At 70.4% G+C, this 23146-nt stretch carries 19 protein-coding genes and 5 pseudogenes; 18 read left to right on the top strand and 6 right to left on the bottom strand.

What is annotated here, in order from left to right; all coding sequences use genetic code 11:
- Window positions 1-538 precede the first annotated feature (538 nt).
- On the bottom strand, window positions 539-1522 hold the full coding sequence (locus OHS70_RS36530) for an aldo/keto reductase (protein WP_328406155.1): 984 nt from the start codon (window positions 1520-1522) through the stop codon (window positions 539-541).
- Window positions 1523-1623: 101 nt separating this feature from the next.
- On the opposite strand from OHS70_RS36530, the gene OHS70_RS36525 reads away from it, so the two are divergent.
- Window positions 1624-2220: a TetR family transcriptional regulator gene (locus OHS70_RS36525; protein WP_328404829.1), complete on the top strand. Its 597-nt coding sequence runs from the start codon at window positions 1624-1626 to the stop codon at window positions 2218-2220.
- Window positions 2221-2385: 165 nt separating this feature from the next.
- Here the strand turns inward: OHS70_RS36525 and OHS70_RS36520 are convergent, their stop codons facing one another.
- Window positions 2386-3663, bottom strand: coding sequence for an FAD-dependent oxidoreductase (locus tag OHS70_RS36520; RefSeq protein WP_328404827.1), 1278 nt, complete (start codon window positions 3661-3663; stop codon window positions 2386-2388).
- A 105-nt stretch (window positions 3664-3768) separates the two neighbouring features.
- On the opposite strand from OHS70_RS36520, the gene OHS70_RS36515 reads away from it, so the two are divergent.
- From OHS70_RS36515 to OHS70_RS36480, 8 genes and pseudogenes are all read left to right on the top strand, one after another.
- Window positions 3769-4998, top strand: coding sequence for a cytochrome P450 family protein (locus OHS70_RS36515; protein WP_328404825.1), 1230 nt, complete (start codon window positions 3769-3771; stop codon window positions 4996-4998).
- 193 nt (window positions 4999-5191) lie between these two features.
- Window positions 5192-5466, top strand: a pseudogene (locus tag OHS70_RS36510) (DUF4158 domain-containing protein); the annotation flags it as partial.
- Between the two features lie 511 nt (window positions 5467-5977).
- Window positions 5978-6343, top strand: a complete 366-nt coding sequence (locus tag OHS70_RS36505; protein ID WP_328404823.1) for a rhodanese-like domain-containing protein — start codon at window positions 5978-5980, stop codon at window positions 6341-6343.
- The gene (locus OHS70_RS36500; protein WP_328404821.1) at window positions 6340-7743 is read left to right on the top strand and encodes an MBL fold metallo-hydrolase; all 1404 of its coding nucleotides are present in this window, start codon (window positions 6340-6342) and stop codon (window positions 7741-7743) included. The genes OHS70_RS36505 and OHS70_RS36500 overlap by 4 nt, the downstream gene beginning before the upstream one ends.
- A complete protein-coding gene (locus OHS70_RS36495) occupies window positions 7740-8321 on the top strand; it encodes a rhodanese-like domain-containing protein (protein ID WP_328404819.1) in 582 nt (193 codons plus the stop codon). Before OHS70_RS36500 ends, OHS70_RS36495 begins: the two co-directional genes overlap by 4 nt.
- 5 nt (window positions 8322-8326) lie before the next feature.
- The gene (locus OHS70_RS36490) at window positions 8327-9187 is read left to right on the top strand and encodes a sulfite exporter TauE/SafE family protein (protein WP_328404817.1); all 861 of its coding nucleotides are present in this window, start codon (window positions 8327-8329) and stop codon (window positions 9185-9187) included.
- 152 nt (window positions 9188-9339) lie between these two features.
- Window positions 9340-9708: a thioredoxin gene (trxA, locus tag OHS70_RS36485; protein WP_328404815.1), complete on the top strand. Its 369-nt coding sequence runs from the start codon at window positions 9340-9342 to the stop codon at window positions 9706-9708.
- A gap of 41 nt (window positions 9709-9749) precedes the next feature.
- A complete protein-coding gene (locus OHS70_RS36480) occupies window positions 9750-10016 on the top strand; it encodes a metal-sensitive transcriptional regulator (RefSeq protein WP_328404813.1) in 267 nt (88 codons plus the stop codon).
- A 20-nt stretch (window positions 10017-10036) separates the two neighbouring features.
- Here the strand turns inward: OHS70_RS36480 and OHS70_RS36475 are convergent.
- Together OHS70_RS36475 and OHS70_RS36470 are read right to left on the bottom strand one after the other, a co-directional pair.
- Window positions 10037-10431: pseudogene (locus OHS70_RS36475) on the bottom strand (DUF302 domain-containing protein).
- A gap of 482 nt (window positions 10432-10913) precedes the next feature.
- Entirely contained in the window at window positions 10914-13361 is a 2448-nt protein-coding gene (locus OHS70_RS36470) for a SpoIIE family protein phosphatase (protein ID WP_328404811.1), read from the bottom strand.
- A gap of 260 nt (window positions 13362-13621) precedes the next feature.
- Between OHS70_RS36470 and OHS70_RS36465 the strand changes: the two genes are divergently transcribed.
- The 4 genes and pseudogenes from OHS70_RS36465 (at window position 13622) to OHS70_RS36450 (ending at window position 16558) form a co-directional block, all read left to right on the top strand.
- Entirely contained in the window at window positions 13622-13945 is a 324-nt protein-coding gene (locus OHS70_RS36465) for a hypothetical protein (protein ID WP_443062705.1), read from the top strand.
- Window positions 13915-14428: pseudogene (locus OHS70_RS36460) on the top strand (barstar family protein); the annotation flags it as partial. The gene OHS70_RS36465 and the pseudogene OHS70_RS36460, both read left to right, overlap by 31 nt.
- 403 nt (window positions 14429-14831) lie before the next feature.
- Window positions 14832-15941, top strand: a complete 1110-nt coding sequence (locus OHS70_RS36455) for a threonine synthase (RefSeq protein ID WP_328404809.1) — start codon at window positions 14832-14834, stop codon at window positions 15939-15941.
- Window positions 15938-16558: a helix-turn-helix transcriptional regulator gene (locus tag OHS70_RS36450; protein WP_328404807.1), complete on the top strand. Its 621-nt coding sequence runs from the start codon at window positions 15938-15940 to the stop codon at window positions 16556-16558. Before OHS70_RS36455 ends, OHS70_RS36450 begins: the two co-directional genes overlap by 4 nt.
- A gap of 42 nt (window positions 16559-16600) precedes the next feature.
- Here the strand turns inward: OHS70_RS36450 and OHS70_RS36445 are convergent, their stop codons facing one another.
- On the bottom strand, window positions 16601-17776 hold the full coding sequence (locus OHS70_RS36445; protein ID WP_328404805.1) for an MFS transporter: 1176 nt from the start codon (window positions 17774-17776) through the stop codon (window positions 16601-16603).
- A gap of 55 nt (window positions 17777-17831) precedes the next feature.
- Between OHS70_RS36445 and OHS70_RS39215 the strand changes: the two are divergent.
- The 4 genes and pseudogenes from OHS70_RS39215 to OHS70_RS36430 form a co-directional block, all read left to right on the top strand.
- Window positions 17832-18032 (top strand): annotated as a pseudogene (locus tag OHS70_RS39215) (GntR family transcriptional regulator); the annotation flags it as partial.
- A gap of 268 nt (window positions 18033-18300) precedes the next feature.
- A pseudogene (locus OHS70_RS36440) lies at window positions 18301-19236 on the top strand (aminotransferase-like domain-containing protein); the annotation flags it as partial.
- A 452-nt stretch (window positions 19237-19688) separates the two neighbouring features.
- Window positions 19689-20801 carry a hypothetical protein gene (locus OHS70_RS36435; protein ID WP_328404803.1) on the top strand — a complete coding sequence of 371 codons (1113 nt, stop codon included), beginning with the start codon at window positions 19689-19691 and terminating at the stop codon, window positions 20799-20801.
- 10 nt (window positions 20802-20811) lie between these two features.
- Window positions 20812-21273 (top strand): GNAT family N-acetyltransferase, encoded by a 462-nt coding sequence (locus tag OHS70_RS36430; RefSeq protein ID WP_328404801.1) that lies wholly within the window; start codon window positions 20812-20814, stop codon window positions 21271-21273.
- A gap of 285 nt (window positions 21274-21558) precedes the next feature.
- Here OHS70_RS36430 and OHS70_RS36425 read toward each other — a convergent pair whose 3' ends face one another.
- Window positions 21559-21927, bottom strand: coding sequence for a hypothetical protein (locus OHS70_RS36425; RefSeq protein ID WP_328404799.1), 369 nt, complete (start codon window positions 21925-21927; stop codon window positions 21559-21561).
- Between the two features lie 100 nt (window positions 21928-22027).
- Between OHS70_RS36425 and sigJ the strand changes: the two genes are divergently transcribed.
- Window positions 22028-22930 carry an RNA polymerase sigma factor SigJ gene (sigJ, locus tag OHS70_RS36420; protein WP_328404797.1) on the top strand — a complete coding sequence of 301 codons (903 nt, stop codon included), beginning with the start codon at window positions 22028-22030 and terminating at the stop codon, window positions 22928-22930.
- The last annotated feature ends 216 nt before the right edge of the window (window positions 22931-23146 follow it).

Below are 23146 nucleotides of genomic sequence, written 5' to 3'. Positions count from 1 at the left end.
CGTGCCGCGTGCAACCCCGGCCACGGCTGATCAGCGGTTTCCACAGGCTCAACTTGCTGACGCCTGAGGCCCATCGTAGGCGCGATCGTGAATCATGCGGGCCGGCCACAACTGCTGGGCCGCGAACGCCTACCACAGCACCGAGGTACTACTCGTCGCCTGCACCGATCACACTCGTGACCCGATCCCTGACGACCCACCGGGCAAGGCGCGCCCAGGTCGCCACGGTGATCGTGCGTTTCCATGTGCGGTTCGACCCGGCGCAGTACGGGTGGTGGGTGCCAGGCCCCTGACCCTCGGGACATGTGCCGCAATTGCTACTCAGGTTGTCGGTTCGGGTGACGTTTGGCGGGCCGCGATGCGTCCGGGCCCTCAAGTAGGTCGGCCTGGTACTGGATTGCGTCCCCTCCCCCACCGCGCGGCGGGGCGGCCCTGGTCCGTCCTCGCCGCACACGACGGGCCGGGCCGGCCCTGACACCTCGCCCCGGGCCGGGGCGCCGCCGCCCGCACTCCCCGCAGCGGCCCCCGGGCGGAGCGGTCACCCGTTGAGCGACTGCATGAGCTCGGGCGCATAGCGGTCGCCGGAGGCGACACCGCGCGGTGCAACGGCCTCGATGGCCGCGATGTCCTCGGCGGTGAACGTCACGGACAGGGCCGCGGCGTTCTCCTCCAGGTAGCGGCGGCGCTTGGTGCCGGGGATCGGAACCGCACCCGTGCGCAGCACCCAGGCCAGCGCCAGCTGGGAGGGCGTGACGGACTTCTCCTCGGCCAGCCGAGCGACCTCGTCGACGACGGCGAGGTTGCGGGTGAAGTTCTCACCCTGGAAGCGCGGGTCGGTGCGACGGAAGTCGTCGGCGGCAAAGTCCCCGGGGCTGGTGATGGCGCCGGACAGGAAGCCGCGGCCGAGCGGCGAGTAGGCGACGAGACCGATGCCGAGTTCTGTCAGCGTGGCCTGCACACCGTCACTCTCGATGCCCCGCTCGAAGAGGGAGTACTCGGTCTGCACCGCGGTCAGCGGATGGACGGCGTGAGCACGCCGAATGGTGGCGGCAGCCGCTTCGCTGATCCCGAGGTAGCGGACCTTGCCGGCGGTGACGAGCTCTGCCATGGCCCCGACACTCTCCTCGATGGGCACGGCCGGGTCCACGCGGTGCAGGTAGTACAGGTCGATGTAGTCCGTGCCGAGGTTGCGCAAGGAGCGGTCCGCGGCCAGGTGGATGTACTCCCGCCGCCCGTTGTGGCCGAGCATGGAGCCGTCGTCGGTGAACTCGATGCCCGTCTTGGTGGCGATCACGGCCTTCTCCCGGCGCCCTGCGAGCGCCTTGCCGATCAGCCGCTCGTTGACGAAGGGCCCGTACCCCTCGGCGGTGTCCAGCATCGTGATGCCGAGTTCCAGCGCGCGGTCGATCGTGGCCAGCGACTCGGCTTCGTCGGTCGCGCCGTAGAAGGCGCTCATCCCCATACAACCGAGCCCCTCGGCCCCGACGGTCAGACCCTGGGATCCCAGGGGGCGCAGCTCCATCATGTTGCTCTCCTCAGCAGGTAACTAACTCGTTAGTTCCAGCATGAATGAAGCCGGACCCGGATGTCAATAACTGGATAGTTACCTATAGGCTGCCCCTCATGGCACGGGACTCCAGCGCAACCAAGGCACGCCTCCTCGACGCAGCCTTCACCGAGTTCGCCGAGTACGGCATCGCCGGAGCCCGGGTGGACCGCATCGCCGAGGCCGCCGGGGCGAACAAGCGCCTCATCTATGTCTACTTCGGCAACAAGGAACAGCTCTTCGACCTGGTGCTGCAGCGCGCCATGGAGCTGGGTGCGGAGTCGGTGCCCTTCGACGCCGCGGATCTCCCCGGCTACGCCGGAGCGATCTTCGATCATCTGACGGAGCGACCCGCGCTGATGCGGCTCGTCGCCTGGAAGCAGCTCGAGCGCCCGGGTTCCACGGCCGACGGCGCGGTGGCATACGGGCGCAAGATCGCGGCAATTGCCGATGCTCAGCTCGGGGGGCGCATCGACCCGGGCTTGAACCCCTCCGACGTACTCACCCTCGTGCTCGCCCTGGCCCAGGCCTGGTTCGCGGCCCCCGGCGGGCCCGCTACCGACGCGGACGGCTCGGCCTGGAAGGAAGAGCGCAGACACCGGCACCGCGCCACCGTGGTGGAGGCCGTGTCACGCATCATCGCGCCGGACCCGGGGAGGATGTCCGCCTCCTGAGACACCCCGGCACCGCGGCGGCCCTGCAAGCCGTAACCGCCACCACGCGGAGCTGGTCGTCGAGGCGGTCCCACCGGCGCCTGCGCCGAATAGTGAAAACGGACCGGCCGACGGCCTCCTCGGCCGAGTAGCGGCCGGTGCGCGTACGGCCCGTCACCGCCGGGATCAGCTCGTCACTGCCCGGCGCACGGACGCTACCGGCGGGCGTTCACGCAGGGCCCCGTAGGCCAGGAAGTACGCCGGCACCCGGTTCAGCCAGCGCGAGGTGGTGACCAGCTCGGCCAGGCGCTTGGCGCGCTTGGGGTCGCCAAAGGGAGGCCGGCCCAGCAGCAGTGGCTCGATGACGTGGGTGTGGGCGAAGTGCTGGAGGCCCTGGGTGGCGGCTGTGGTCGGCAGGCGGCGGCGCTGGACGCGGCGCACAGCCGCCGGCAGGCCGGCCGCGCCGTCCCCCAGCGGGCCGACGAGGTGGCGGGCGGCAGCCACGGCGTCCTGGACGGCGAGGTTGATGCCGATACCGAAGACCGGCGACATGGCGTGCGCCGCGTCGCCGATGCACAGCAGCCCCGGCCTGTGCCAGCGCCGGAGCCGGTCGAGCCGTACGTCGAGCAGCTTCACCTCGTCCCACGACGCGAGGGTGTGCATCCGGTCCGCGATCCACGGGACGGCGGCCCCGTACACGTCCCTGAACCGGTCGAGGCCGGCCGCGCGGAGCTGGGCGTCGCCGCCCTTGGGGATCAGCGCGGCGCACTGCCAGTAGTCCCCGCGGTCGATCATGGCGCTGAGGAACCGGTCGCCGACGCCTCCCACGAGTCCGTGCGGGTCGCCGTCGCGCCTCGGCAGCCGGAACCACCAGGCGTCCATCGGGCAGCGGAACCTCCGCAGCCCCAGGCCGGGCAGCGAGCGGGCCAGCGATCCTCGGCCGTCGCAGGCCACCGTGAGGGTGGCCCGCAGCTCGCCGGTGCGGCCGTCGGACGTGCGGTAGGACACCCCGGTGACGCGTCCCCGTTCCATGAGGAAGGAGGTCGCCTGGGTGCTCATGCGCAGGGAGAAGGCCGGTTCCCGCCGGGCCTCGTCGGCGAGGAGGTCGAGCAGGTCCCACTGCGGCACCAGCGCGATGTAGTTGTACCGGCCCCGCAGTGCGCCGATGTCACCGACAGTCACCAGTGAGCGATCGGGGCCGAGAGGCAGCTGGATCGCCGTGACCCGGCGCTGCGGCAGCCGGGCGAACCGCTCGCCGAGGCCGAGATCCTCCAGAAGCGCGAGGGTGCTCGGATGCACGGTGTCGCCGCGGAAGTCGCGCAGGAAGTCGCCGTGCTTCTCAAGGACTGTCACCTCCACCCCGGCCCGGGCCAGGAGCAGGGCGAGGACCATTCCGGCGGGGCCGCCGCCCACGACACAGCACGTGGTCCGCTCCCCCGCCTCCATGGCGTTCTTCGCGTCCATCGCGCTCCTCCCTTCACTGGCGCCACGAATCGGTCACATTTGGGCATATACCCTCAAGTAACAGCAAACTGCAGCACATGGTCGCTACGTGCCTCGGGAGGCATGATGAGCCAGCAGCCGGTCCTTCTCCCCTACGCCGACGCAGGCTTCGTGGCCGATCCCTTCCCGCTCTACAGGCAGCTGCGCGAGGACGGCCCGGTCCGGCGCGCCGTCATCGCGGGCGGCCTGGACGCCTGGCTGGTCACACGCTACGAGGACGGGCTCGCCGCCCTGTCCGACCCGAGGCTGAGCAGCGACGTCCGAGACGCCTCGGACCCCCGGCTCATGCAGCAACTGCCCCAGTTCGAGCGCGAGTCGATGATGAGCAACATGCTGCGCTCCGACCCGCCCGACCACACCCGGCTGCGCCGCCTGGTCTCGAAGGCGTTCACGGCGCGCAGGGTCGCCGAGCTGCGGCCCCGTATCCAGGGGATCACCGACCGGCTGCTCGACGCGGTCGTGCCGACGGGCCGCGCCGAACTCGTCGCGGACTTCGCACTGCCCCTCCCGGTCACCGTGATCAGCGAGCTGCTCGGCGTGCCGGTGGACGACCGGTACGACTTCCAGCGGTGGACCGACGACATGCTCATGCGCGGGGAGAAGATGCCGGACCCGGCCGTTGTGAACGAGGCATGGCAGCGGATGCGTGCGTACGTGACGAAGCTCCTGGAGGCCAAGCGCGCCCGGCCCGGAGACGATCTCCTCAGCGCGCTGATCAGCGCCCGCGACGAGAAGCAGCGGCTGAACGAGGACGAGCTGATCGCCATGACCTTCCTGCTGCTCGTGGCCGGGTACATCACGACGGTCAACCTGATCGGCGGCAGTATCGCCGCGCTTCTCGCCCACCCCGACCAGCTGGAGCTGCTGCGGGACGATCCCGAGCTGCTCCCGGGCGCGGTCGAGGAGTTCCTCCGCTACGACGGCCCGGTCAGCCCGGGCATCGCCCGGTTCGCGCGCGAGGACGTCAAGATCGCGGGTGTGACCGTCCCGCGTGGCGCGACCGTGCTGATCGCGTCCGCCATCGCCGACCGCGATCCGGCACGCTTCCCCGACCCCGACCGGCTGGACTTCACCCGGCGAGACAACGGCCACCTGGCGTTCGGGCACGGCATCCACTACTGCCTGGGCGCGCCGCTCGCCCGGCTGGAAGGCCAGATCGCCATCGGGACGGTGCTGCGCCGCCTTCCCGACCTGGCCCTGGCCGTGCCGCCGAACGAGCTGAGGTGGCGGCCCGGCGGGCTGCGTGGCCCGCTGCAGCTCCCCGTCACGTTCACCCCCGGCGCCCCGGCAGGCTGACCACCGCCCGCAAAGGCACCAGGACGGTGGCCGGTGTGGCCGGTGACGCTGTGTACGGCCTCGGGAACAACGGAACAGCCGTTGGCGCTAAGGAGCGTTCTCGACCTCGGCGTTTAGCACAGTGATCCACTTCGTTGCTGGGGTTCGGTGAAAGATCGTCCGAGCGGTGTGGCGCGGGGCTACCGTCCGCCGCGTGCCGGTGGAATTTCTGACTGATGAGCAGGCCGAGGCGTACGGGCGGTTCGCGGAGGAGCCGACGCGGCCGGAACTGGAGCGGTTCTTCTACCTCGACGCGTGGACCGGGAGCTGATCCGGAAGCGGAGAGGTGATCACAGCCGACTGGGATTCGCGCTCCAGATGTGCACGGTTCGCTGTCTGGAGTCGTTCCTGGAAGATCCGCTGGATGTGCCGTGGCCGGTGGTCGAGTGCCTGGCCGAGCATCTGGGCGTGAAGGACGCCTCGTGCGTGGGGTATGCACCCGTGGGTCGTGAAGACGTCACTCGCGCCGCGCTCGGGCCGTCGCGGGCGCCACTTGCACCGGGAGCGGCGGTGCTCCGAGGCGGCGCCCGGCGGATGCCGAGCCGCGTCCCGGCCGCGATCCCCCCGACCTCGCGACCAGGCCGTGGGATCGACGGCGGGGACGGGCGGGACCGCCCCGAGCCGAACCTCCGCATGCCGGTGCGACGCCGGTCCGGCCGGGCGGGGGCGGCTGGGGTGCCGCGGAGGTCACGGCAACGGTTCACCTCCGCGACATGAGGGCCGCCGGGCGCGGAAGACCGGCCGACGGCGCCACCCGCAGGCTTCTTGCCGGAGCGGCGCGGTGATCCGTCGCCTCCCCGTTCCGCGGCGGGGACGGAGGCCCGGCATGTGAGGCACAACTTCTGGATACCCCCCGGGGCATAAACCGGATCCTGTTACGGTTGAGCTCAGGTATACCCCCCTGGGTATTAATGAAGGCAACTGAGCAGGAGTTCCCCGCATGGTTCCCGAGATCGACCAGCAGAGGTTCGCCGAGGCGCACGCGGCTGGCGCCCTCGTCGTCGACGTCCGCAACAGCGGCGAGTACCGCGCAAGCCACGTCCCCGGCGCCCGGTCGGCACCGCTGCCCAACCTCTCGCTGGCCCTTGCCGAACTGCCCAAGGACCGGCCGGTCCACGTGATCTGCCAGAGCGGCGGCCGCAGCGCACAGGCGACCTCCCTGCTCCGCGACCTGGGCTACGACGCCTACAGCGTCAGCGGCGGCACCGCCGCCTGGATCGACGCCGGCCGCCCCGCGGCCACCGGCGACGAGCCCGGCGTCCCCACCGCCTCCACCGCCCCCGCCACCCCCGAGGAAACGCGATGATCACCGTTCTGCCCGTCGAGACCCCCGGCCTGGGCGACCGCACCTATCTCGCCCACGACGGTTTCGTGGCCCTGGTGGTCGACCCCCAGCGCGACTACGACCGCGTCACCGCGCTGGCCGACGCCGCCGGAGTGCGGATCACCCACGTGTTCGAGACGCACATCCACAACGACTACGTCACCGGCGGCCTGGCCCTGGCCCGCGAGGTGGGCGCGCAGTACCTGGTGAACGCCGACGATGAGGTCTCCTACGAGCGAACCCCGGTGCGCGACGGTCAGATGATCGAGGTCGGCGACACCCTGCGGGTGCGGGCGATCCACACCCCGGGCCACACCCACACCCACCTGTCCTACGCGCTGGAGGCCGGCGGAAAGCAGGTCGCGGTGTTCACCGGCGGCTCCCTGCTGTACGGCACCACCGGACGGCCCGACCTGCTGGGACCGGACCACACCGACACCCTGGTGCGGGCCCAGTGGCGCTCGGCGCACCGGCTGGCGAAGGAACTGCCGGACGAGACCGCCGTCTACCCCACCCACGGGTTCGGCTCGTTCTGCTCCGCGACCCAGGCCGCCGGCCTGTCCAGCACCATCGGCGAGGAGAAGCGGACCAACACCGCGCTGACCGCCGGCGAGGAGGCCTACGTCGAGCAGCTCCTGGCGGGCCTGGACGCCTACCCGGCCTACTACGCCCACATGGGCGCGGCCAACTCCGGCGGGCCCGGCAAGCCGGACCTGTCCGCGCCGTCCGTGGCGGACCCGGCCGAGCTGCGGCGCAGGATCGAGGCCGGCGAGTGGGTGGTGGACCTGCGCGACCGCACCGCCTTCGCCGCCGGGCACCTGGCGGGAAGCCTCAACTTCGGCCTGGACGGCCAGTTCGTCACCTACCTGGGCTGGCTGATTGCGTGGGGCACCCCGGTCACCCTGCTCGGCGAGACCGCCGCGGACGTGGCCGAGGCCCAGCGCGAGCTGGTCCGCATCGGCATCGACCGCCCGGCCGCCATGGCCACCGGCCGCCCCGAGGACTGGGCCGGCGGCGAGCCCCTGGCCGCCTACGAGCGCGCCACTTTCGGCGACCTCAAGGCCGCCCTGGCCGGCGACGACGACCTCGCCGTCCTGGACGTGCGCCGCAACCAGGAGCGCGACGAGGCACACATCCCGGGCTCGGTACACATTCCCGTCCACGAGGTGCCGGGCCGCCTCGAGGAGATCCCCGCGGGCCGTGTCTGGGTGCACTGCGCCGGCGGCTACCGCGCCGGGGTCGTCGCCGCACTGCTCCATGCCCGCGGCCGTGACGTCGTCGCCGTCGACGACAGCTTCGACAACGCCCTCGACCTGGGGCTGTGCGCCCTCCCCTCCGACATCCCCGGAACCCGCGACAACCGACAGGAGATCAGCGCGTGACCACCTCCACCACCCCCCGCAGCCTGACCACCGATGAACTGCGCGCCAAACTCGACTCGGCCAACCCGCCGCGATTGCTCGACGTCCGTTCCCCCGCCGAGTTCGAGGGAGCGCACATCCCCGGCTCCTACAACGTCCCGCTGGACACCCTGCGCGAGCACCGCGAGGAGCTGACGAAACACCTGGACACCGACGTGGTGCTGGTGTGCCGCTCCGGCCAGCGAGCCGGCCAGGCCGAACGCGCCCTCGCCGAGGCCGGGCTCCCCGGCCTGGCGGTCCTGTCGGGCGGCATGACCGCCTGGGAGAAGTCCGGTGCCCCGACCACCTACGGTCAGGAGCGCTGGGACATGGAGCGCCAGGTCCGCTTGGTCGCCGGCTTCCTGGTGCTGGTCGGCGCCCTCGGCAGCTTCGTCGTCCCCGGCCTGCAGGCGCTGTCCGCGTTCGTCGGCGGAGGACTGGCCTTCGCCGCCATCAGCAACACCTGCGCCATGGGCGTGATGCTGTCGAAGATGCCGTGGAACCGCACACCGTCCTTCGACCCGCGCAAGGCCGTCGCCCAGCTCGCCGACGGCAGGTGATCACCATGACGCTGACGCTCGTCCTGGTCCTCGCGCTGCTGGTCGGCGTCTCCCTCGGCCTGCTCGGGGGAGGCGGGTCGATCCTGACCGTGCCGCTGCTGGTCTACGTCGCGGGCATGGACGCCAAGGAGGCCATCGCCACCTCCCTGTTCGTCGTCGGCGTCACTTCCGCCGTGGGCATGATCAATCATGCCCGCGGCGGACGGGTCCGCTGGCGCACCGGCGTCCTGTTCGGAGCGGCCGGCATGGCCGGCGCCTACACCGGCGGACTCGTCGGCGGCCACATTCCCGACGTCGTCCTGCTGATCGCCTTCGCGGTCATGATGATCATCACCGCCGCCGCCATGCTCCGGGGCCGCCGCGATGTCGGCCCCGGCCGGGCCCACCAGCAGCTCCCGGTGGGAAGGGTCCTGCTGGACGGCGCGGCCGTCGGCCTGGCCACCGGCCTGGTCGGCGCGGGCGGCGGCTTCCTCGTCGTCCCCGCCCTGGCCCTGCTGGGCGGCCTGCCCATGCCGGTGGCCATCGGCACCTCCCTGCTGGTCATCGCGATGAAGTCCGCCGCGGGCTTCGCCGGCTACCTGTCGAGCGTCCAGATCGACTGGACTCTGACCCTGGCCGTCACCGGGTTCGCGGTCGTCGGCAGCCTGGCCGGAGCACGACTGGCCGGGCGCGTCCCCGCGCACGTCCTCTCCCGGCTCTTCGCCTGGTTCGTGCTGGCCATGGGCACCTTCGTCCTGGTCCAGCAGGCCCCCGCCCACATTGTCGTCCCGGTCCTCGCGGCCCTCGCCTCGCTGGGCGCCGGAGCGGGCGTCTGCTACGGCTTCGTCGCCCGCTGTCCGCTGCGACGCGCCGTCCACCGGACCTAGCGGTCCCCCCTGCTGCCCCGGCGCACGCCCTTCCGCGCGCCGGGGCAGCGTCATGCCGCGCCGTCCCAGGAATGCCCCGTCCCGTTCCGGTGTTCATTACCCCGGGGGGTATCAAAAGGAACTACTCTGGTGAACCGGAAGGAACCATCCCCATGAGCACCGTCGCACTTACCGCCGCGAACTTCGAGAACACCGTCACCGGCAACGACATCGCCCTCGTCGACTTCTGGGCCGCCTGGTGCGGACCGTGCCGGATGTTCGCCCCCGTCTACGAGAAGGCCTCCGAGGCCCACTCCGACATCGTCTTCGGCAAGGTCGACACCGAGGCCGAGCAGGCCCTGGCCGCCGCCGCGGACATCACCTCGATCCCCACCCTGATGGCCTTCCGTGAAGGCATTCTGGTCTTCTCCCAGCCCGGCGCCCTGCCGCCCCGGGCGCTGGACCAGGTGATCACCGCCGTCCGCGAGCTCGACATGGACGAGATCCGCGCCTCCCTCACCACCCAGAGCCCCGGCCGGTGACCGCAGCCGGTCCCCGGCCGGCCCTTCGAAAGGAACACCCCATGGTCCAGCTCCCCGCCGACCATGTGCGGTCGGCCGCCAACAGGCTCAAGCGCGCCCAGGGCCAGCTCGCCGGCGTCGTGCGCATGCTGGAAGAAGGACGCGACTGCGAGGACGTCGTCACCCAGCTCGCCGCGGTCAACCGCGCGCTGGACCGGGCCGGCTTCGCCATCGTCGCCAGCGGCCTCAAGGAATGCCTGACCCAGGAGGGCGGAGCCGACAGCCTCGACACCCAGAAGATGGAGAAGCTCTTCCTCTCCCTCTCCTGACGCTCCGACGAAGGGGCGGGTCAGGCGGCGGACAGGGCGTTCAGGGCGGCGTCCAGGCGGGTGTGGCTTCCTCGGCGACGGGCCCGAGGGTGTCGAGGCCGGTGAGGGTGACCATGGCGCCCGGGTCGAGGGCCTGGACGAGCGTGTGGTCGCCGTCCCGGCGTACGACGACGTTGCACGGCAGGAGCAGGCCGATGGAGCGGTCGGCCTCCAGGGCCCGGCGGGCGAGGGGCGGGTTGCAGGCGCCCAGGATCAGGTAGTCCTCCATGTCGTGGTCGAGCTTGGCCTTCAGCGTGGCCGTCACGTCGATCTCGGTGAGGACGCCGAATCCCTGGTCGGCCAGGGCCCGGCGGACGGCGGTGACGGCGGCGGCGAAGTCGGTGGTGGCCAGGCGGACGGCGCGGTCGTAGGACACGGTGCACTGCTCCTTTGCTGGGGCTCGCGGGTGGGGTCGAGGATCAGCTCGCGCAGGAGTTGGCCGGTGGTGGCGTTGACGATGCGGACGTGGAGATCGTCGACGCGCCGGATGGCACCGGCTCGGGCGTAGGTTCGTCCGACCTCGATGCGGTGGAGCCTGCCGCCGACGCGCAGGGTGACCAGGCCGGATTGGTCGATGCGGTGGTGGCGGACGCGGGTATGAGTGTCGGTATCACGTCGGACTCCTCGTCCGGGGCCGTTTGCGTGAGGGCACGGGTCGCCCCGGCTCCGACGTTTTCTCCGGAGTGCAGGGCACCACAGGCTCCGCGCCAGATCCTTTGGGCCTCTTCGGGCCCGGCACGGCGTTCGCGCGGGTGGCGCGTGCAGGCGGTGTGTGGCGAGATCAGGTGTCCGGCAGCCCGACTTCTATATGACTGTTCCGGGCGGGGTGGGGCGGAGGACGCGGGAGGCTGGGCACTGTCATGAGCGCTCGTCCTGGAGGCCGATCTCCGCCCAGATCGACTTCCCTCCAGCCCGGTGACGTGTACCCCAACGCTCGGCGAATTGAGCGACGAGCAGCAGGCCGCGCCCGCCTTCGTCGAACATGCGCGCTCGCCGCATGTGCGGGGCGGTGCTACTGCCATCGGAGACCTCGCAGATGAGCACGGCGTCGCGGATCAGGCGTAGCTGAACGGGAGGAGTGCCGTACCGGATCGCGTTGGTGACCAGTTCACTCACCACCAACTCGGCGGTGAAGACCACCTCGTTCAGTCCCCACTCCTCGAGGCGACGGGAGACCTTGTCACGGGCGTCGGCCACGGCGGCCGGGTCGGACGGCAGATCCCAGGTAGCCACCTGGCCCGCGTCGAGGGCCCGGGTGCGGGCGATGAGCACCGCGACATCGTCCGACGGCTGTGCGGGGAGCAGACTCCGGACCAAGTCGTCGCAGGTGGCCTCCAGCGAGCGAGCGGGCCGCCCCAGGCGTCGGCGCAGCAGCGCCATGCCTCTGCCAAGGTCGTGTTCCGGGACCTCGACGAGGCCGTCCGTGTACAGCACGAGGCGGCTGCCTCGGGGCACTTCCCATTCGATCGCCTCGAAAGGCAGCCCGCCGACTCCCAGCGGCGGCCCGGCGGGAAGATCGATGAACTCCGCCTTGCCGTCCGGCGTGACCACGGCGGGCGGGGGGTGGCCCGCGCCGGCCGCGGTGCACCGGCGCGAGACCGGGTCGTAGACCAGATACAGACATGTGGCGATGAGATCGGTGACGATCTCGAGCTCGGGATCCGATGCCGTGTCCTCCTCCGCCCTGAGGTGGGTGACCAGGTCGTCGAGGTGGACGAGGAGTTCCTCGGGGGGCAGGTCGACATCCGCCAGCGTGCGTACCGCGGTCCGCAGCCGCCCCATGGTGGCGGAGGCGCGCAGACCGTGGCCCACCACGTCTCCGACGACCAGGGCGACCCGTGCGCCCGACAGCGGGATCACATCGAACCAGTCGCCGCCCAGTCCTGCCCGGGAACGGGCCGGGATGTAGCGGTAGGCCACCTCCGCGGCCTCCTGGGCGGCGAGCCGCTGCGGCAGCAGGCTTCGCTGCAGGGCCAGGGCAGTGGTCCGCTCGCGTGTGAAGCGCCGGGCGTTGTCCACGGCCACGGCAGCGCGTGCGGCGATCTCCTCGGCGAGGAGCAGATCGTCCTCGTCGAAGGAGTCCCGGCGGCGGTGGCGGACGAGTACGGCCACGCCGAGCGTGATGCCGCGGGCGCGCAGCGGGATGACCATGATCGAGTGCATCCCGAAGTCGCGGACCTTCCTCGCGCGCTCGGGGTCGGCGACCTGCCAGCTCTCGACGGCTTCGTCCAGGGTGCGGTGCAGCGAGGCCCGCCCCGTGGCCAGGCAACGGGCGGGGGGTGAGGACTCCGGGTAGTAGTCCACCTCGCCCGGCTGGATCACCGCCTCGGGGATGCCGGGGAGGACGGACCCTTGCGCGGCGCGGCGCAGCGCGACGGAGCCCGTGGCAGATGGCCTGGGCTCGACGCCGCGGAACAGCGAGTCCAGCAGGTCGACACTGATGAAGTCTGCGAGCCGGCCCACCGCCACATCGGCCATCTCCTGGGCGGTGCGCGTCACGTCGAGGGTGCTACCCACCTGGGTGCTGACGTCGTTCAGCAGGACGAGCCGCTCCCGGGCCCGGTGCTGTTCGGTGACGTCGATCGCGATGAGCTGCACGTGTCGCACCTGTCCTGCCGGGTTCCTCAGGGGGGACGCGGTGACGGCCCAGAACCTTTCGCGGGCTCCGTGCCGTGGCCGGCCGTGCACCTGGAACTCCTCCGGCTCTCCCGTCTCGAACACCCGGCGCATGCCCTCTTCCACCGTGCTGCAGATGTGGGGAGGCAGGATGTCCGTGACACGCCGACCGCGTATCTGCTCCTCGGTGAGGCCCAGTTCGAGGGCCGCGCCGGCGCTCCCTCGCAGGGCTCGCAAGTCGGTGTCGTAGATCATCAAAGGCAGATGGCACTGCGCGAAGGCTTCCTCCGTCGTCGCCTCGCCCTTGTATGAGCGTGGCTCCTGATACGGACGTGACTGCTGTGTCGGTGTGGCCATGATGAGCCACTGTGCGTTGCCTTCGCGGTCGAGTGACGCATACGCCTGCAGCTCGGCTTCCATGTGGTGGCCGTCCCGGTGCCGCAGCAGAGTCGTCCCGCTGCGCCCCTCAATAACTGCGGAATAGACACCCATGGCGTCGGCGTCCGAGCCGAGGAGACGCGCCGCGGGACGCCCTACAACGTCCTCGTACCGGTACCCGAGCAGCCGCTGGGCACTGGCACTCCACCCGGTCACGTTCCCCCGCGCGTCGACGACTGCCGTGGCCGAGGTGACCTGATCCGGAAAGTGATCGTGGCCGTTTCCGAGGGAGCCGGCATTCTCCATGTCCATTCATCGCCCATCCTGCCCCGGGACTCTCGGGTCCTGGGGAGACTCAGCAGAGACCGCAGGGCGGCGCGACGTCGTATCCGTCGCGTCGGCTCCTTTCTCACTTGTATCGCTCCTCGCGCGCACACGCAGGTCGACGGGCGGCACGGAAGGGGACGTCGACCGAGACTGCCGCATACCCGTCGGACGAGGGCACCTGGCTCCGGGGGCCACGCATCGAAACGTGAAGCACCAGCCCAACGCGCCGTCTGAGCATCACAACAGTGCTCATCGGGGCGCACCAGAACGACACTGCCCCGTCGACCACTGCTCCCGCGTCCGCGCACGACGGCGCGGTGACACTGCCGGCGAAGCACGTGCGGTGGGACTATCAGATCGGAGGGGCGTACCACCCGCCGACTGGCGTGCACGTGGTCAGTCGCAGCCACGAGGACGCGCCCGCGCCGGGTGTGTACCTCAACGCCTTCCAGGCGCAGGAGCATGCGGAGGGTGGCTGGGACTCCGACCTGCTGCTGCGCGACGCCGGCGGGAATCGGTACGGAATGCCTGATTCCCGTGGCGTCCGTCCTCCCACGGAACGGATCTGATCGATCTGGAACTCGAAGGAGAGTTCGCACCGGTACCGGGATACGCCCCGCCCGTCTGGGAGCGCTGGCTGGCCGGTCCGCCGGACGCTCCTGGAGCATGGGCGGGCCTCGACACCCGGCAGCGTGAGGTCTGGCTCGATCTCGTCCGTGAGCGGGGCTGCCGGCTCGAGCACCAGGACCGGCCGGCCGGACACGCGTACAAGCTGGACGGCCGACACATCACCGACGAACCGGGCCTTTACCTTGCACTCGGCGAGGCCGTCAACGGGCCGGGCGGCTACTTCGGCGGCTGCCTGGACGCCGTCGTCGACTGCCTGCGCGGCAACTTCGGCTGCACCGCCCCCGCGACGCTGCTCTGGCGGGATGCCGCGACCGCGCGAGCACCTGTCCCGCGCCCTGGCACCGGAGGGCAAATCGTACGACCCGGTCGCCACGGTGCTCGAGGTCCTGGCCGAGGGCGGGATGCGCGTCACCCTCGTGTGAATCGGCATCCCACCGCGCCGCCGCAGCAGTGACTCGATGCTGCTGTCGGCCCGTCTGGCCACGTACCCGTCTGATGAAGGAGCAGCGTCGCCCGTGACCGGGCACCTGCTTTTCCTCTGGCCCACCGCACCATCTCAGTTCCAGCGGCCGTCTCAGGCGCCCGCGCGAGAGGCAATGCCGGCGATGCGGTGGAGGGCGTCTTGGTACGCCTCTGCGTTGCCGGGCTGGGGCTCGCCGGGCTGGGCCCAGAACCCACTCCCGCTGCGATAGCCCGTCTCCCTCAAGTGCCAACTGGAGCGCCCAGTCTCAGGTGGGCCCGCCCACCACGGGTGGGCTTCCACCACCAGTCCGCGTGGACGATCAATCAAATGCTAGACTTTCTGTCTAGATCGGGAAGGTGGTCATGGACGTTTATCTCGACCCGCGCTCAGGACGGACGTATCCTCTCGACGCACGGCGCTGGCAAGGCGATGACGGAGCCCCGCTGACGGTTGCGCCACGGCCGGGCATCGGGCCGGAAGGCATCGAAACCTCCACGCGCTCCTTGTGGCGCTACCGCGCAGCGATTCCCGGAGCCATCAGCCGGCCGGTGACGCTCGGCGAGGGGTGCACCCCGCTGGTCGAAAAGCGCTGGGGCGACCACGATGTGCACTTCAAGCTCGAATGGTTCAATCCCAGCGGCAGCTTCAAGGACCGCGGAAGCAGCGTGATGCTCTCGCTACTCGCCCAGGCCGGGGTCGAGTCGGTGGTCGAGGACAGCTCCGGCAACGGTGGCTCCTCGGTGGCTGCCTATTGCGCGGCCGCGAATATCCGGGCTCGTATCCTCGTGCCGGAAGCAACGTCTCCGGCGAAGGTGCTGCAGGCCCGGGCATACGGTGCCGAGGTGGCGCTTGTACCCGGTGACCGGACCGCAACTTCCGCGCAGGCCATACGTGAGGCCCGAACCACCGCCTACGCCAGCCACAACTGGCATCCCTTCTTCCTGCAGGGCATCAAGACCCTTGCCTACGAGCTATGGGAGGACCTGGGCTTCACGGCGCCGGACGTCGTTGTGACGGTGGCCGGTGCAGGCAGCATCGTGTTGGGGTGTGACCTGGGGTTCAGCGAGCTGCTCGCCGCCGGCCACATCGACCGGCTGCCCCGGCTGCTGGTTGCTCAGCCTGAACGCTGCGCGCCCATTCACGCGGCCTTCCAGGGCGGCGGCGCCATGGAGTTCGGGCCCACGATCGCCGAAGGGACGGCGATCAGGGCGCCTGTCCGTCTGGCCGAGGTCGTGGATGCGATCCGGCGGTCCGGCGGGGACACCGTGGCGATTCCGGAAGATGACATCATCGCGGCGACCCGACGGCTGGCGGGAGTTGGACTCTACGCGGAGCCGACCTCTGCTTCAGCAGCCGCCGCGATCGATGTGTTCACCGCCGGCGGAGCGATCCGACCCGGCGAAAGGGCCGTAGCCATTCTGACCGGCTCGGGTCTCAAGTCAGCCGCCGCGATGGGGAGGCTCTTCGCATGACCGAGGACGAGCTACTGCTGCGCGAGGCCGAGACGATCGTGACCGCCATAGGTCGTATGTTCCCTGGTCTGTGCGAGGTTGTCCTGCACGACCTGCGGAACCCTGAGCACGCGATTCGCGCGATCGAGAACAACTTGTCCGGCCGCTCTGTCGGAGATCCGGCCACCGAACTCGGTGTCGCCCGCATCCAGGACCCCCACTATCCCAACATCATCCAGAACTACGCCGGGACGTTTCCCGACGGCCGCCCGACCAAGAGCACATCCATCGGGATCAGGAACAGCAAGGGCGACTATGTCGGCGCGGTGTGCCTGAATCTCGACGTCTCGCTGTTCGCCACCGTCGCCCGCAGCCTGCACAACCTGGTCCGCACCGACGAGCAGGAGCAGTCCTTCACCGAAAGCCTGCGGGCACGTACCACCGGAGAGCTCCGTGCCATGGTCGAGGACTACGCAGCCAGACGAGGTCACACACCGCGCAGCCTGGACTCCGCAGGGAAGAAGAAGCTCATCCGCCTCCTGCGGGACGAGGGCTTCCTGGACGTGAAGAACGCGGTTCGGACACTCACCGACATCCTGGGCATCTCCCGCGCCACCGTCTACAACTATGTGAAATGACTTCGGTGACGGTTCCCGAGCCTGCTCCGACGCCGAACACCTCTACAGCTTGCTGCGTATCGGGCGGTCGCGCCAGGCCGGGGCGAGAGCGGTGAGCATCAGCGCGGCGGTGAGGGTGAAGGCCAGTGAGTAGCCGACCCCGCCGGCGAGCAGGCCGAACCCGAGTGCGCCGACACCCATGCCCGCGTCGTAGGCGAAGTTCCACAAGGCGCTGACCGTGCCGTAACCGCAGGGCGGAACCCGCGAGTACATAAGAGTCAAGGTGGCGTTCTGGGTGACGCCGAAGCCGATCCCGAAAAGGGCCACGCCGACCACGACGGCGAAAGGGCTGTGTGTCAGTGCGGTGAGCAGCGTTCCTGCGGCCGAGACGGCCAGGCCGGGCAGCACAAGTCCGGCCGGTCCGTGCCGGTCGCCGTATCGGCCCGCGACCCAGCGGGACACGGTTGATGCCGCGGACTGGACGAACAGCGCCATGACAACGAGTCCGGTGGAAGCCGACGGTACGGCAAGGGGAAGGAAGGTGACGATGATTCCGGCAGCGAGCGCGGTGGCCGCGAAGGCGACAACGGGCCGCAGAAGAGCACCCGTTCGGAACCCGGTCAGTACTCCGATCGACCGTTCCGAGGCCGGCTCCCGGTCGGGCAGGCCCGGCACCGAGACGATCGCGGCCAGCGCGGCCACGCCACCGGCGAGGCAGACCGGTGCGTACCCCACGTGCGCGACCAGCCACACGCCCAGTGGCAGCGACACAAGCGACGGCACCCCGGACACGATGCCGACCAGCGCCAACCCTTCACCGCGACGCTCGGACGGGATCAAAGACGCCGTCAACGCGCCCCCCGCGACAACTGTGAGCGCAAAGCCCGTACCACGGACCAGGCAGACCACGACGATCCACACCAGGTTCTCGGAGGCGGTCAACACCAGCGCAGGCGCCCCTAGGAGGACCAACCCCGTGGCCAGCACCAGGCGGTAGCCGAAACGAGCGACGAACCGGGGAGTGACCAGCTCACCCACGACGGTGGCCAGCATCAGCGCGCCCGTGGCCATCCCGGCCGCATTGCCGCCCCCACCGGACGTCTCGGCATGGAGCGGAACGACCGACAACAGCAGATAGAAGCTCGTCGAAGCACCAATGATCGACACGAACCGCAGCAGCAGCGACCGTGTCATGAGCGGCGGCCGCGAACCGGCGGGCTGAGTTTGAGAGTTGGTCATCCTCGTCACGCTCTGAAGCTAGAGGCCGAGCGGATCACCGGTAAGATCCAATTTCATGCCCCTGGAGTGGTCCGGTCTGTCACCTGATCTGTTGTTGGCCATCGACCGGGACAGCGGCGAGCCGCTACGGACGCAGCTGGAGCGCCAGGTGCGGGACGCGATCCGGACCGAGCGGCTGCAGGTCGGCGAACGGCTGCCGTCCTCGCGTGAACTCGCCCGAATGCTCGGGCTGTCGCGAGGGCTGGTGCAGGACTGCTACGCCCAGCTCCAGGCCGAGGGATACCTCGTGGCGCGCGTTGGCGCTGCCACCCAGGTGGCAGCGGGCGCAGGCGTAGCGCCCGCGCCCCCGACACAACCTGCGGCGCCTCCACGCATGGTGGCCGACTTCCGGTGGGGCGTCCCGGACCTGAGCACGTTCCCGCTGGCCGACTGGCTGTGGGCCACGCGAGAGGCGGCACGCACCATGCCGACGGCGGCGCTCGACTACGGCGACCCGCGCGGCAGCGCGGTACTGCGCGAGGTCATGCGGGTACCTGCGTCGGGTACGCGCCGCCGCGGCGGATCCCGAACGGATGGTGATCTGCTCCGGCTACGCGCAAGGCGTGGGTCTGGCCCTGCGGGCCCTGGCCCGGACCGGTGTCCATACGGTGGCGTACGAGGATCCCGGCTCGCCGGCCACCCTTTCCTCGGCCGCGTCCTGGGCCGGTCTCTCGGCGATCCCCGTGCCGGTCGACGGGTACGGCATTGACGTGCAGGCACTCGCCGCGACCGACGCCCGTGCGGTCGTCGTGACGCCCGCGCACCAGTGGCCCACCGGTGTCCTCATGTCACCGGAACGACGGCTCGCACTGATCGAGTGGGCCAGACGTCGGGACGCCGTCGTCATCGAGGACGACTACGACGCCGAATTCCGGTACGACCGGGAGCCGGTGGGTGCACTGCAAGGACTCGCGCCCGACCGCGTGATCTCCATGGGCACCGTCAGCAAGTCCCTCGCGCCTGCTCTGCGCATCGGGTGGATGCTCTGCCCGCCCGCACTGGCCGAGCAGATCATCGCGCACAAGCAGCTCAACGACCGCGGGTCGCCCACGCTCGACCAGCTCGCCCTCGCGAGGATGATCGAATCCGGCCGTTTCGACCGACACCTGAGACGGATGCGGACGATCTACGCGGCGCGGCGCACCGCCCTGGTGGCAGCGCTCGCCGAACACGCCCCCGAGGCCAGGGTGACCGGCCTGGCGGCCGGCTTCCACGCAGTCGTACATCTCGGCGGACCGGCCGACGAGCAGGACGTCATCGCCGCCGCCCGCGACCGGTCCGTCGGCCTCTACGGAATGAGCATGTGCCACTCTTCGCATGCCGCAGAGGCGGTGCAGCTGGTCCTGGGGTTCGGCAACGTCGGCGAACGCGCCGTCACAGCAGGCATCAAGGCGGTCGGCGACCTGCTCGGGGGCCAGTAGACATGTGGGATCACGTGGGGGTCCGACGGACTCGGAGGGGTGATCGAAAACCGTTCCTGCCGATCGGCAGTTCGGCGCATACCGAGCAGCTGCGAGAGCGGTTCGAACTCCGGCGCACGCGGGGCCGGGTACACGCCGCACAGCCGTAGTCCGGCCGGTACGGTGCGCACGGTGTCTCGGGCCGCCCCGCCACAGGCCGGCTCCGCCGCCGGGCATCGCCGGTCGTGCTGAGTAAATCCCCACGCCCGTCGGCGGGTTGGCCGGATGGTCGCCGGTGCCCAGGGATACCTACGGTCATGGCATGAGGCGAACGAGCGGGGTACTGATGGTCTCGGCGGTGTTGATGGCACTGGCGGCGAGCGGCGCGACGGCCGTGGTCGCCGAGGAAGCGGAGGGGCCCGGGCTGCCGCTGTCGCGCCGGTTGCGGCGGACGTACCGCGTGGCACGCTCGTATGTCGGTCGAGCACCTGCGGACGCTGACCGCCCGGGAGGTCGCGGCCGAGCTGACAGGGGACAAGGCGGGGGCCTGGGACACCGGCGCCGTGCGGTTCGGGCTGGACACCTTCCGGATCGTGTATCGCACGGTCGATCCCGGCGGCCGACCCACCACCGCCAGCGGACTGGTGGCCCTGCCCCACAGTGGTGAACGGCGGCTGCGGACCGTGTCGTTCACGCACGGGACCGAACTCTTCAAGGACGTCGCGTCCGTCTCGACCAGCGTGTGGGACCAGGCACCCGCCCTGATCTGCGCCTCCGCCGGGTTCGCCACGGTGCTCCCCGACTACCTCGGGCTGGGCCTGGGCTCCGGCCCGCACCCCTGGATGGACGTGCCCTCGGAGACGACGGCCGCCCTGGACATGCTGCGCGCGTCCCGCGCCTTGGTGGCGGCAAAGGGGCGGGAGCTGCGGCGGGAGGTACTGGTCATCGGATTCTCACAGGGCGCGTCGGCGGCACTGGGACTGGCCCGGTCCCTGCAGGACGGCGCCGACGGATGGTTCCGGCTGCGCGCGGTGGCACCTACCAGCGGCGCATACGCCTTCCGGGACGCGGAGTTGCCCGAACGGACGGAGCCGAAGGCAGGCGTGATCCATGCGGCGCTGCCCCTGGTCGCCTTCAACCGTCTGCACCACCTGTACGACACGCCGGCCCAGGTGTTCCGGGCGCCGTACGACCGCACGATCGAAGGACTGCTGGACGGCACGCACACAGGTCAGGAGGTCGTGGCCGGCACCCCGGGCTCCCTCGACGCACTGCTCACATCCCGTGGCCGGATGCTGCTGGCCCAGCCCACCGGACGGCTGGCGTCTGCACCGACTGGACGCCCCAGGCTCCGATCCGGCTCTACTACGCCGACGGGGACGAGCAGGCCGTCACCGCGAACACCGCCCACTGCCAGGCCGCCCTGCGCGCCCGAGGCGTCCATGCTCCATTGGTCGGCCTCGGCACCCCGGACTACGGCGGCTCGCGCCATCTGGGCTCCAGCAGGCCGGAACCTCGGCCGTGGTGCGCTGGTTCCGTTCTTTGCGCCAACCCGCGTCTCCTGGATCTTGAACTTGGCGCGGTAGCCTGCCGATCATGGCGGACTGGGAGATTCGGCAGGCTTCGGAGACGGACGTCGAGGCAGTGGCCGAGCTGCGGGCTGTGGTGCTGCGGGCGGATCTGGAGCGGCTCGGGCGGTACGACGCGCGGCGGGTGCGGCAGCGGCTGCGGGACGGTTTCGCGCCGGCGCACACATGGGTGATCGAGGTGGGCGGCGCGTTCGTCGGCTGCGTGTCGTTGCGGCCGACCGAGGACGCCCACTGGTTGGAGCACTTCTACCTGGCCCCGCACGTGCAGGGCAGCGGTATCGGTGCGGCCGTGCTGCGTGGGCTGCTGGAGCAGTGCGACCGCGACGGCACCCTGGTCCGGCTGAACGTACTCCGGGGCAGTCCGGCCCGGCGGCTGTACGAGCGACACGGGTTCACACTCGAGACCGAGGATTCGGTGGACGTGTTCATGGTGCGCGAGCCGGCCTTGGCCCGATGCCACGAAGCTTAAGGTGATCAAGGACTTCGCTGGTGAGGGTCTGGTGCGGTGCTCGATGTCGCGTCAGCCACGAGGCTAGGGTTGCCGCATGGCTCAGGGCTCCGTGGTTCGGGTGGGTTCGTCGCGCGGCCGGACCAGGTATCGCTGGGAGTCTTGATCGCGGCGGTGCCGCGGTTCAAGGTGGATGAGGCCGCGGCGGTTTGCGGGGTGGCCGAGCAACGCCGGGGCGGGAAGCTCCCTCCGCACGTGACCGCCTATCTGGCGATGGGCGCACTTGTCCGGCGGCCGTATCGGACTTCAGCGCCGCGCCAGCGCCAGCACGCTCAGTCCGAACATCAGGACGCCCAGGGGGAGATGGACCGACGGTATGTGCGCGATACCGAGCACGACCTGGACGGAGGCGAGGACAAGGAAGCCGGACGCGTGCCAGACGGGCCGGGGCGAGCCGCCGCCCGGCTTCCACGCCAGCACCGCCGCGAGCACGTACAGCATCGACGCCCCGTACATCACACGGGCTCCGACACTGTGCAGCGTCTCTCCGTAGGACGAGGTCAGCAGCAGTCCGGCGGAGACCGCCTGAAGGAAGATGGTCAGGGTCTGCAGGGCGATCGCGATCTGCAGGAACGAGGTGCTGCGCTGTGCGTTCGCCGTCACCTCAGTGGCCATGTCACAGTCCCCTTTTCCGCCCTCGGGCAGTAGATCGATAAGGTCTCACCAGCCCGACGAGCCGGGCCTGCGAAAGGTAAGGCGAGGGGCGGCCGGAAGCATGGGGACCATCGGGACCAGCACAGATGAGATAGCCGGCGAGCGACGCCAACTGATCAATGTCGCTTACCGGTTGCTCGGTTCGGTGACCGAGGCCGAGGACGCCGTGCAGGAGGCCTACGCCCGCTGGTACGCGCTGCCACGAAGTCGGCAGGACGAGATCGTGTCCCCTGGCGCCTGGCTGTCGACGGTGACGGGCCGCATCTGCCTGGACGTGCTCGGCTCGGCGCGGGCCCGTCGTGAACGCTATGTCGGCGCGTGGTTGCCCGAACCGCTGCCCGACCACGCCGAGTGGGACCACGGCCATGGCGCCGACCCCGCCGACCAGATCGTCCTGGACGAATCGGTGACCATGGCCTTCCTCGTCGTCCTGGAATCGATGACACCCGCCGAGCGGGTGGCGTTCGTCCTCCACGATGTGTTCCGTTACCCCTTCGCCGAGATCGCCGGCGTCCTCGGCCGGACCTCTGCGGCCTGCAAGCAACTGGCGGCCTCCGCCCGGCGGCGGGTGCGCGTCGCACGGGCTCCGATGACGGCGGCCGGGCAGGCCGACGCGGTGCGGCATGTCAAAGAGGCGTGGGAGACCAAGAACATCGCGGCCCTCGTCGACCTCCTCGACCCGGCCGCCGTGATGACCGCCGACGGCGGCGGCATGGTCGGTACCGCCCTGCGCCCGATCGAAGGCGGAGCGCGTATCGCCCAGTACATGGTCGCCATCGCCGACAAGGCTCCGGGGCTCGAGCTCCTGGAGCGGTCGGTCAACGGTGTGCCGGGCCTGGTGGCCCGGCGCGCCGGCGTCGTCATGACCGTAGCCTCGTTCGATGTCGCCGACGGCCGCGTCACCGGGATCTGGGCCGTCCGCAATCCGGAGAAGCTGCGCCCGTGGTTGCGGGACGACTCGTAGGGCTTGGTCAGGTGTCTGGTCAGGTTGTGGTTGTGCCGGCTCTCTGCCTGATGAACTCGCTGCGTCGTGCCGGACGATGTCACGGACGACGGCTGAAGTTCGTTGGGAAAGAGCCGGTCACAGCCACTCAGTGAGGGCTGCGACCAGCACGGTCGCCTCATGAATTCGGCTGACTGTGGCGTCGTGGCTCCAGCACGCCTGTCCTCTGCTGGACCG

Source organism: Streptomyces sp. NBC_00390 (assembly GCF_036057275.1).
Classification (GTDB): Bacteria; Actinomycetota; Actinomycetes; order Streptomycetales; family Streptomycetaceae; genus Streptomyces.
The sequence above is the reverse complement of the archived record's forward strand: the minus strand, read 5'-3'. Positions and strand labels throughout refer to the sequence as shown.

Bases quoted from the DNA above. Each gene is read 5' to 3' on its own strand.
- OHS70_RS36530 (WP_328406155.1), bottom strand. From the start codon at position 1,522: ATGGAGCTGCGCCCCCTGGGATCCCAGGGTCTGACCGTCGGGGCCGAG.
- OHS70_RS36525 (WP_328404829.1), top strand. From the start codon at position 1,624: ATGGCACGGGACTCCAGCGCAACCAAGGCACGCCTCCTCGACGCAGCC.
- OHS70_RS36520 (WP_328404827.1), bottom strand. From the start codon at position 3,663: ATGGACGCGAAGAACGCCATGGAGGCGGGGGAGCGGACCACGTGCTGT.
- OHS70_RS36515 (WP_328404825.1), top strand. From the start codon at position 3,769: ATGAGCCAGCAGCCGGTCCTTCTCCCCTACGCCGACGCAGGCTTCGTG.
- OHS70_RS36505 (WP_328404823.1), top strand. From the start codon at position 5,978: ATGGTTCCCGAGATCGACCAGCAGAGGTTCGCCGAGGCGCACGCGGCT.
- OHS70_RS36500 (WP_328404821.1), top strand. From the start codon at position 6,340: ATGATCACCGTTCTGCCCGTCGAGACCCCCGGCCTGGGCGACCGCACC.
- OHS70_RS36490 (WP_328404817.1), top strand. From the start codon at position 8,327: ATGACGCTGACGCTCGTCCTGGTCCTCGCGCTGCTGGTCGGCGTCTCC.
- trxA (WP_328404815.1), top strand. From the start codon at position 9,340: ATGAGCACCGTCGCACTTACCGCCGCGAACTTCGAGAACACCGTCACC.
- OHS70_RS36480 (WP_328404813.1), top strand. From the start codon at position 9,750: ATGGTCCAGCTCCCCGCCGACCATGTGCGGTCGGCCGCCAACAGGCTC.
- OHS70_RS36470 (WP_328404811.1), bottom strand. From the start codon at position 13,361: ATGGACATGGAGAATGCCGGCTCCCTCGGAAACGGCCACGATCACTTT.
- OHS70_RS36455 (WP_328404809.1), top strand. From the start codon at position 14,832: ATGGACGTTTATCTCGACCCGCGCTCAGGACGGACGTATCCTCTCGAC.
- OHS70_RS36450 (WP_328404807.1), top strand. From the start codon at position 15,938: ATGACCGAGGACGAGCTACTGCTGCGCGAGGCCGAGACGATCGTGACC.
- OHS70_RS36445 (WP_328404805.1), bottom strand. From the start codon at position 17,776: ATGACCAACTCTCAAACTCAGCCCGCCGGTTCGCGGCCGCCGCTCATG.
- OHS70_RS36435 (WP_328404803.1), top strand. From the start codon at position 19,689: ATGTCGGTCGAGCACCTGCGGACGCTGACCGCCCGGGAGGTCGCGGCC.
- OHS70_RS36430 (WP_328404801.1), top strand. From the start codon at position 20,812: ATGGCGGACTGGGAGATTCGGCAGGCTTCGGAGACGGACGTCGAGGCA.
- OHS70_RS36425 (WP_328404799.1), bottom strand. From the start codon at position 21,927: ATGGCCACTGAGGTGACGGCGAACGCACAGCGCAGCACCTCGTTCCTG.
- sigJ (WP_328404797.1), top strand. From the start codon at position 22,028: ATGGGGACCATCGGGACCAGCACAGATGAGATAGCCGGCGAGCGACGC.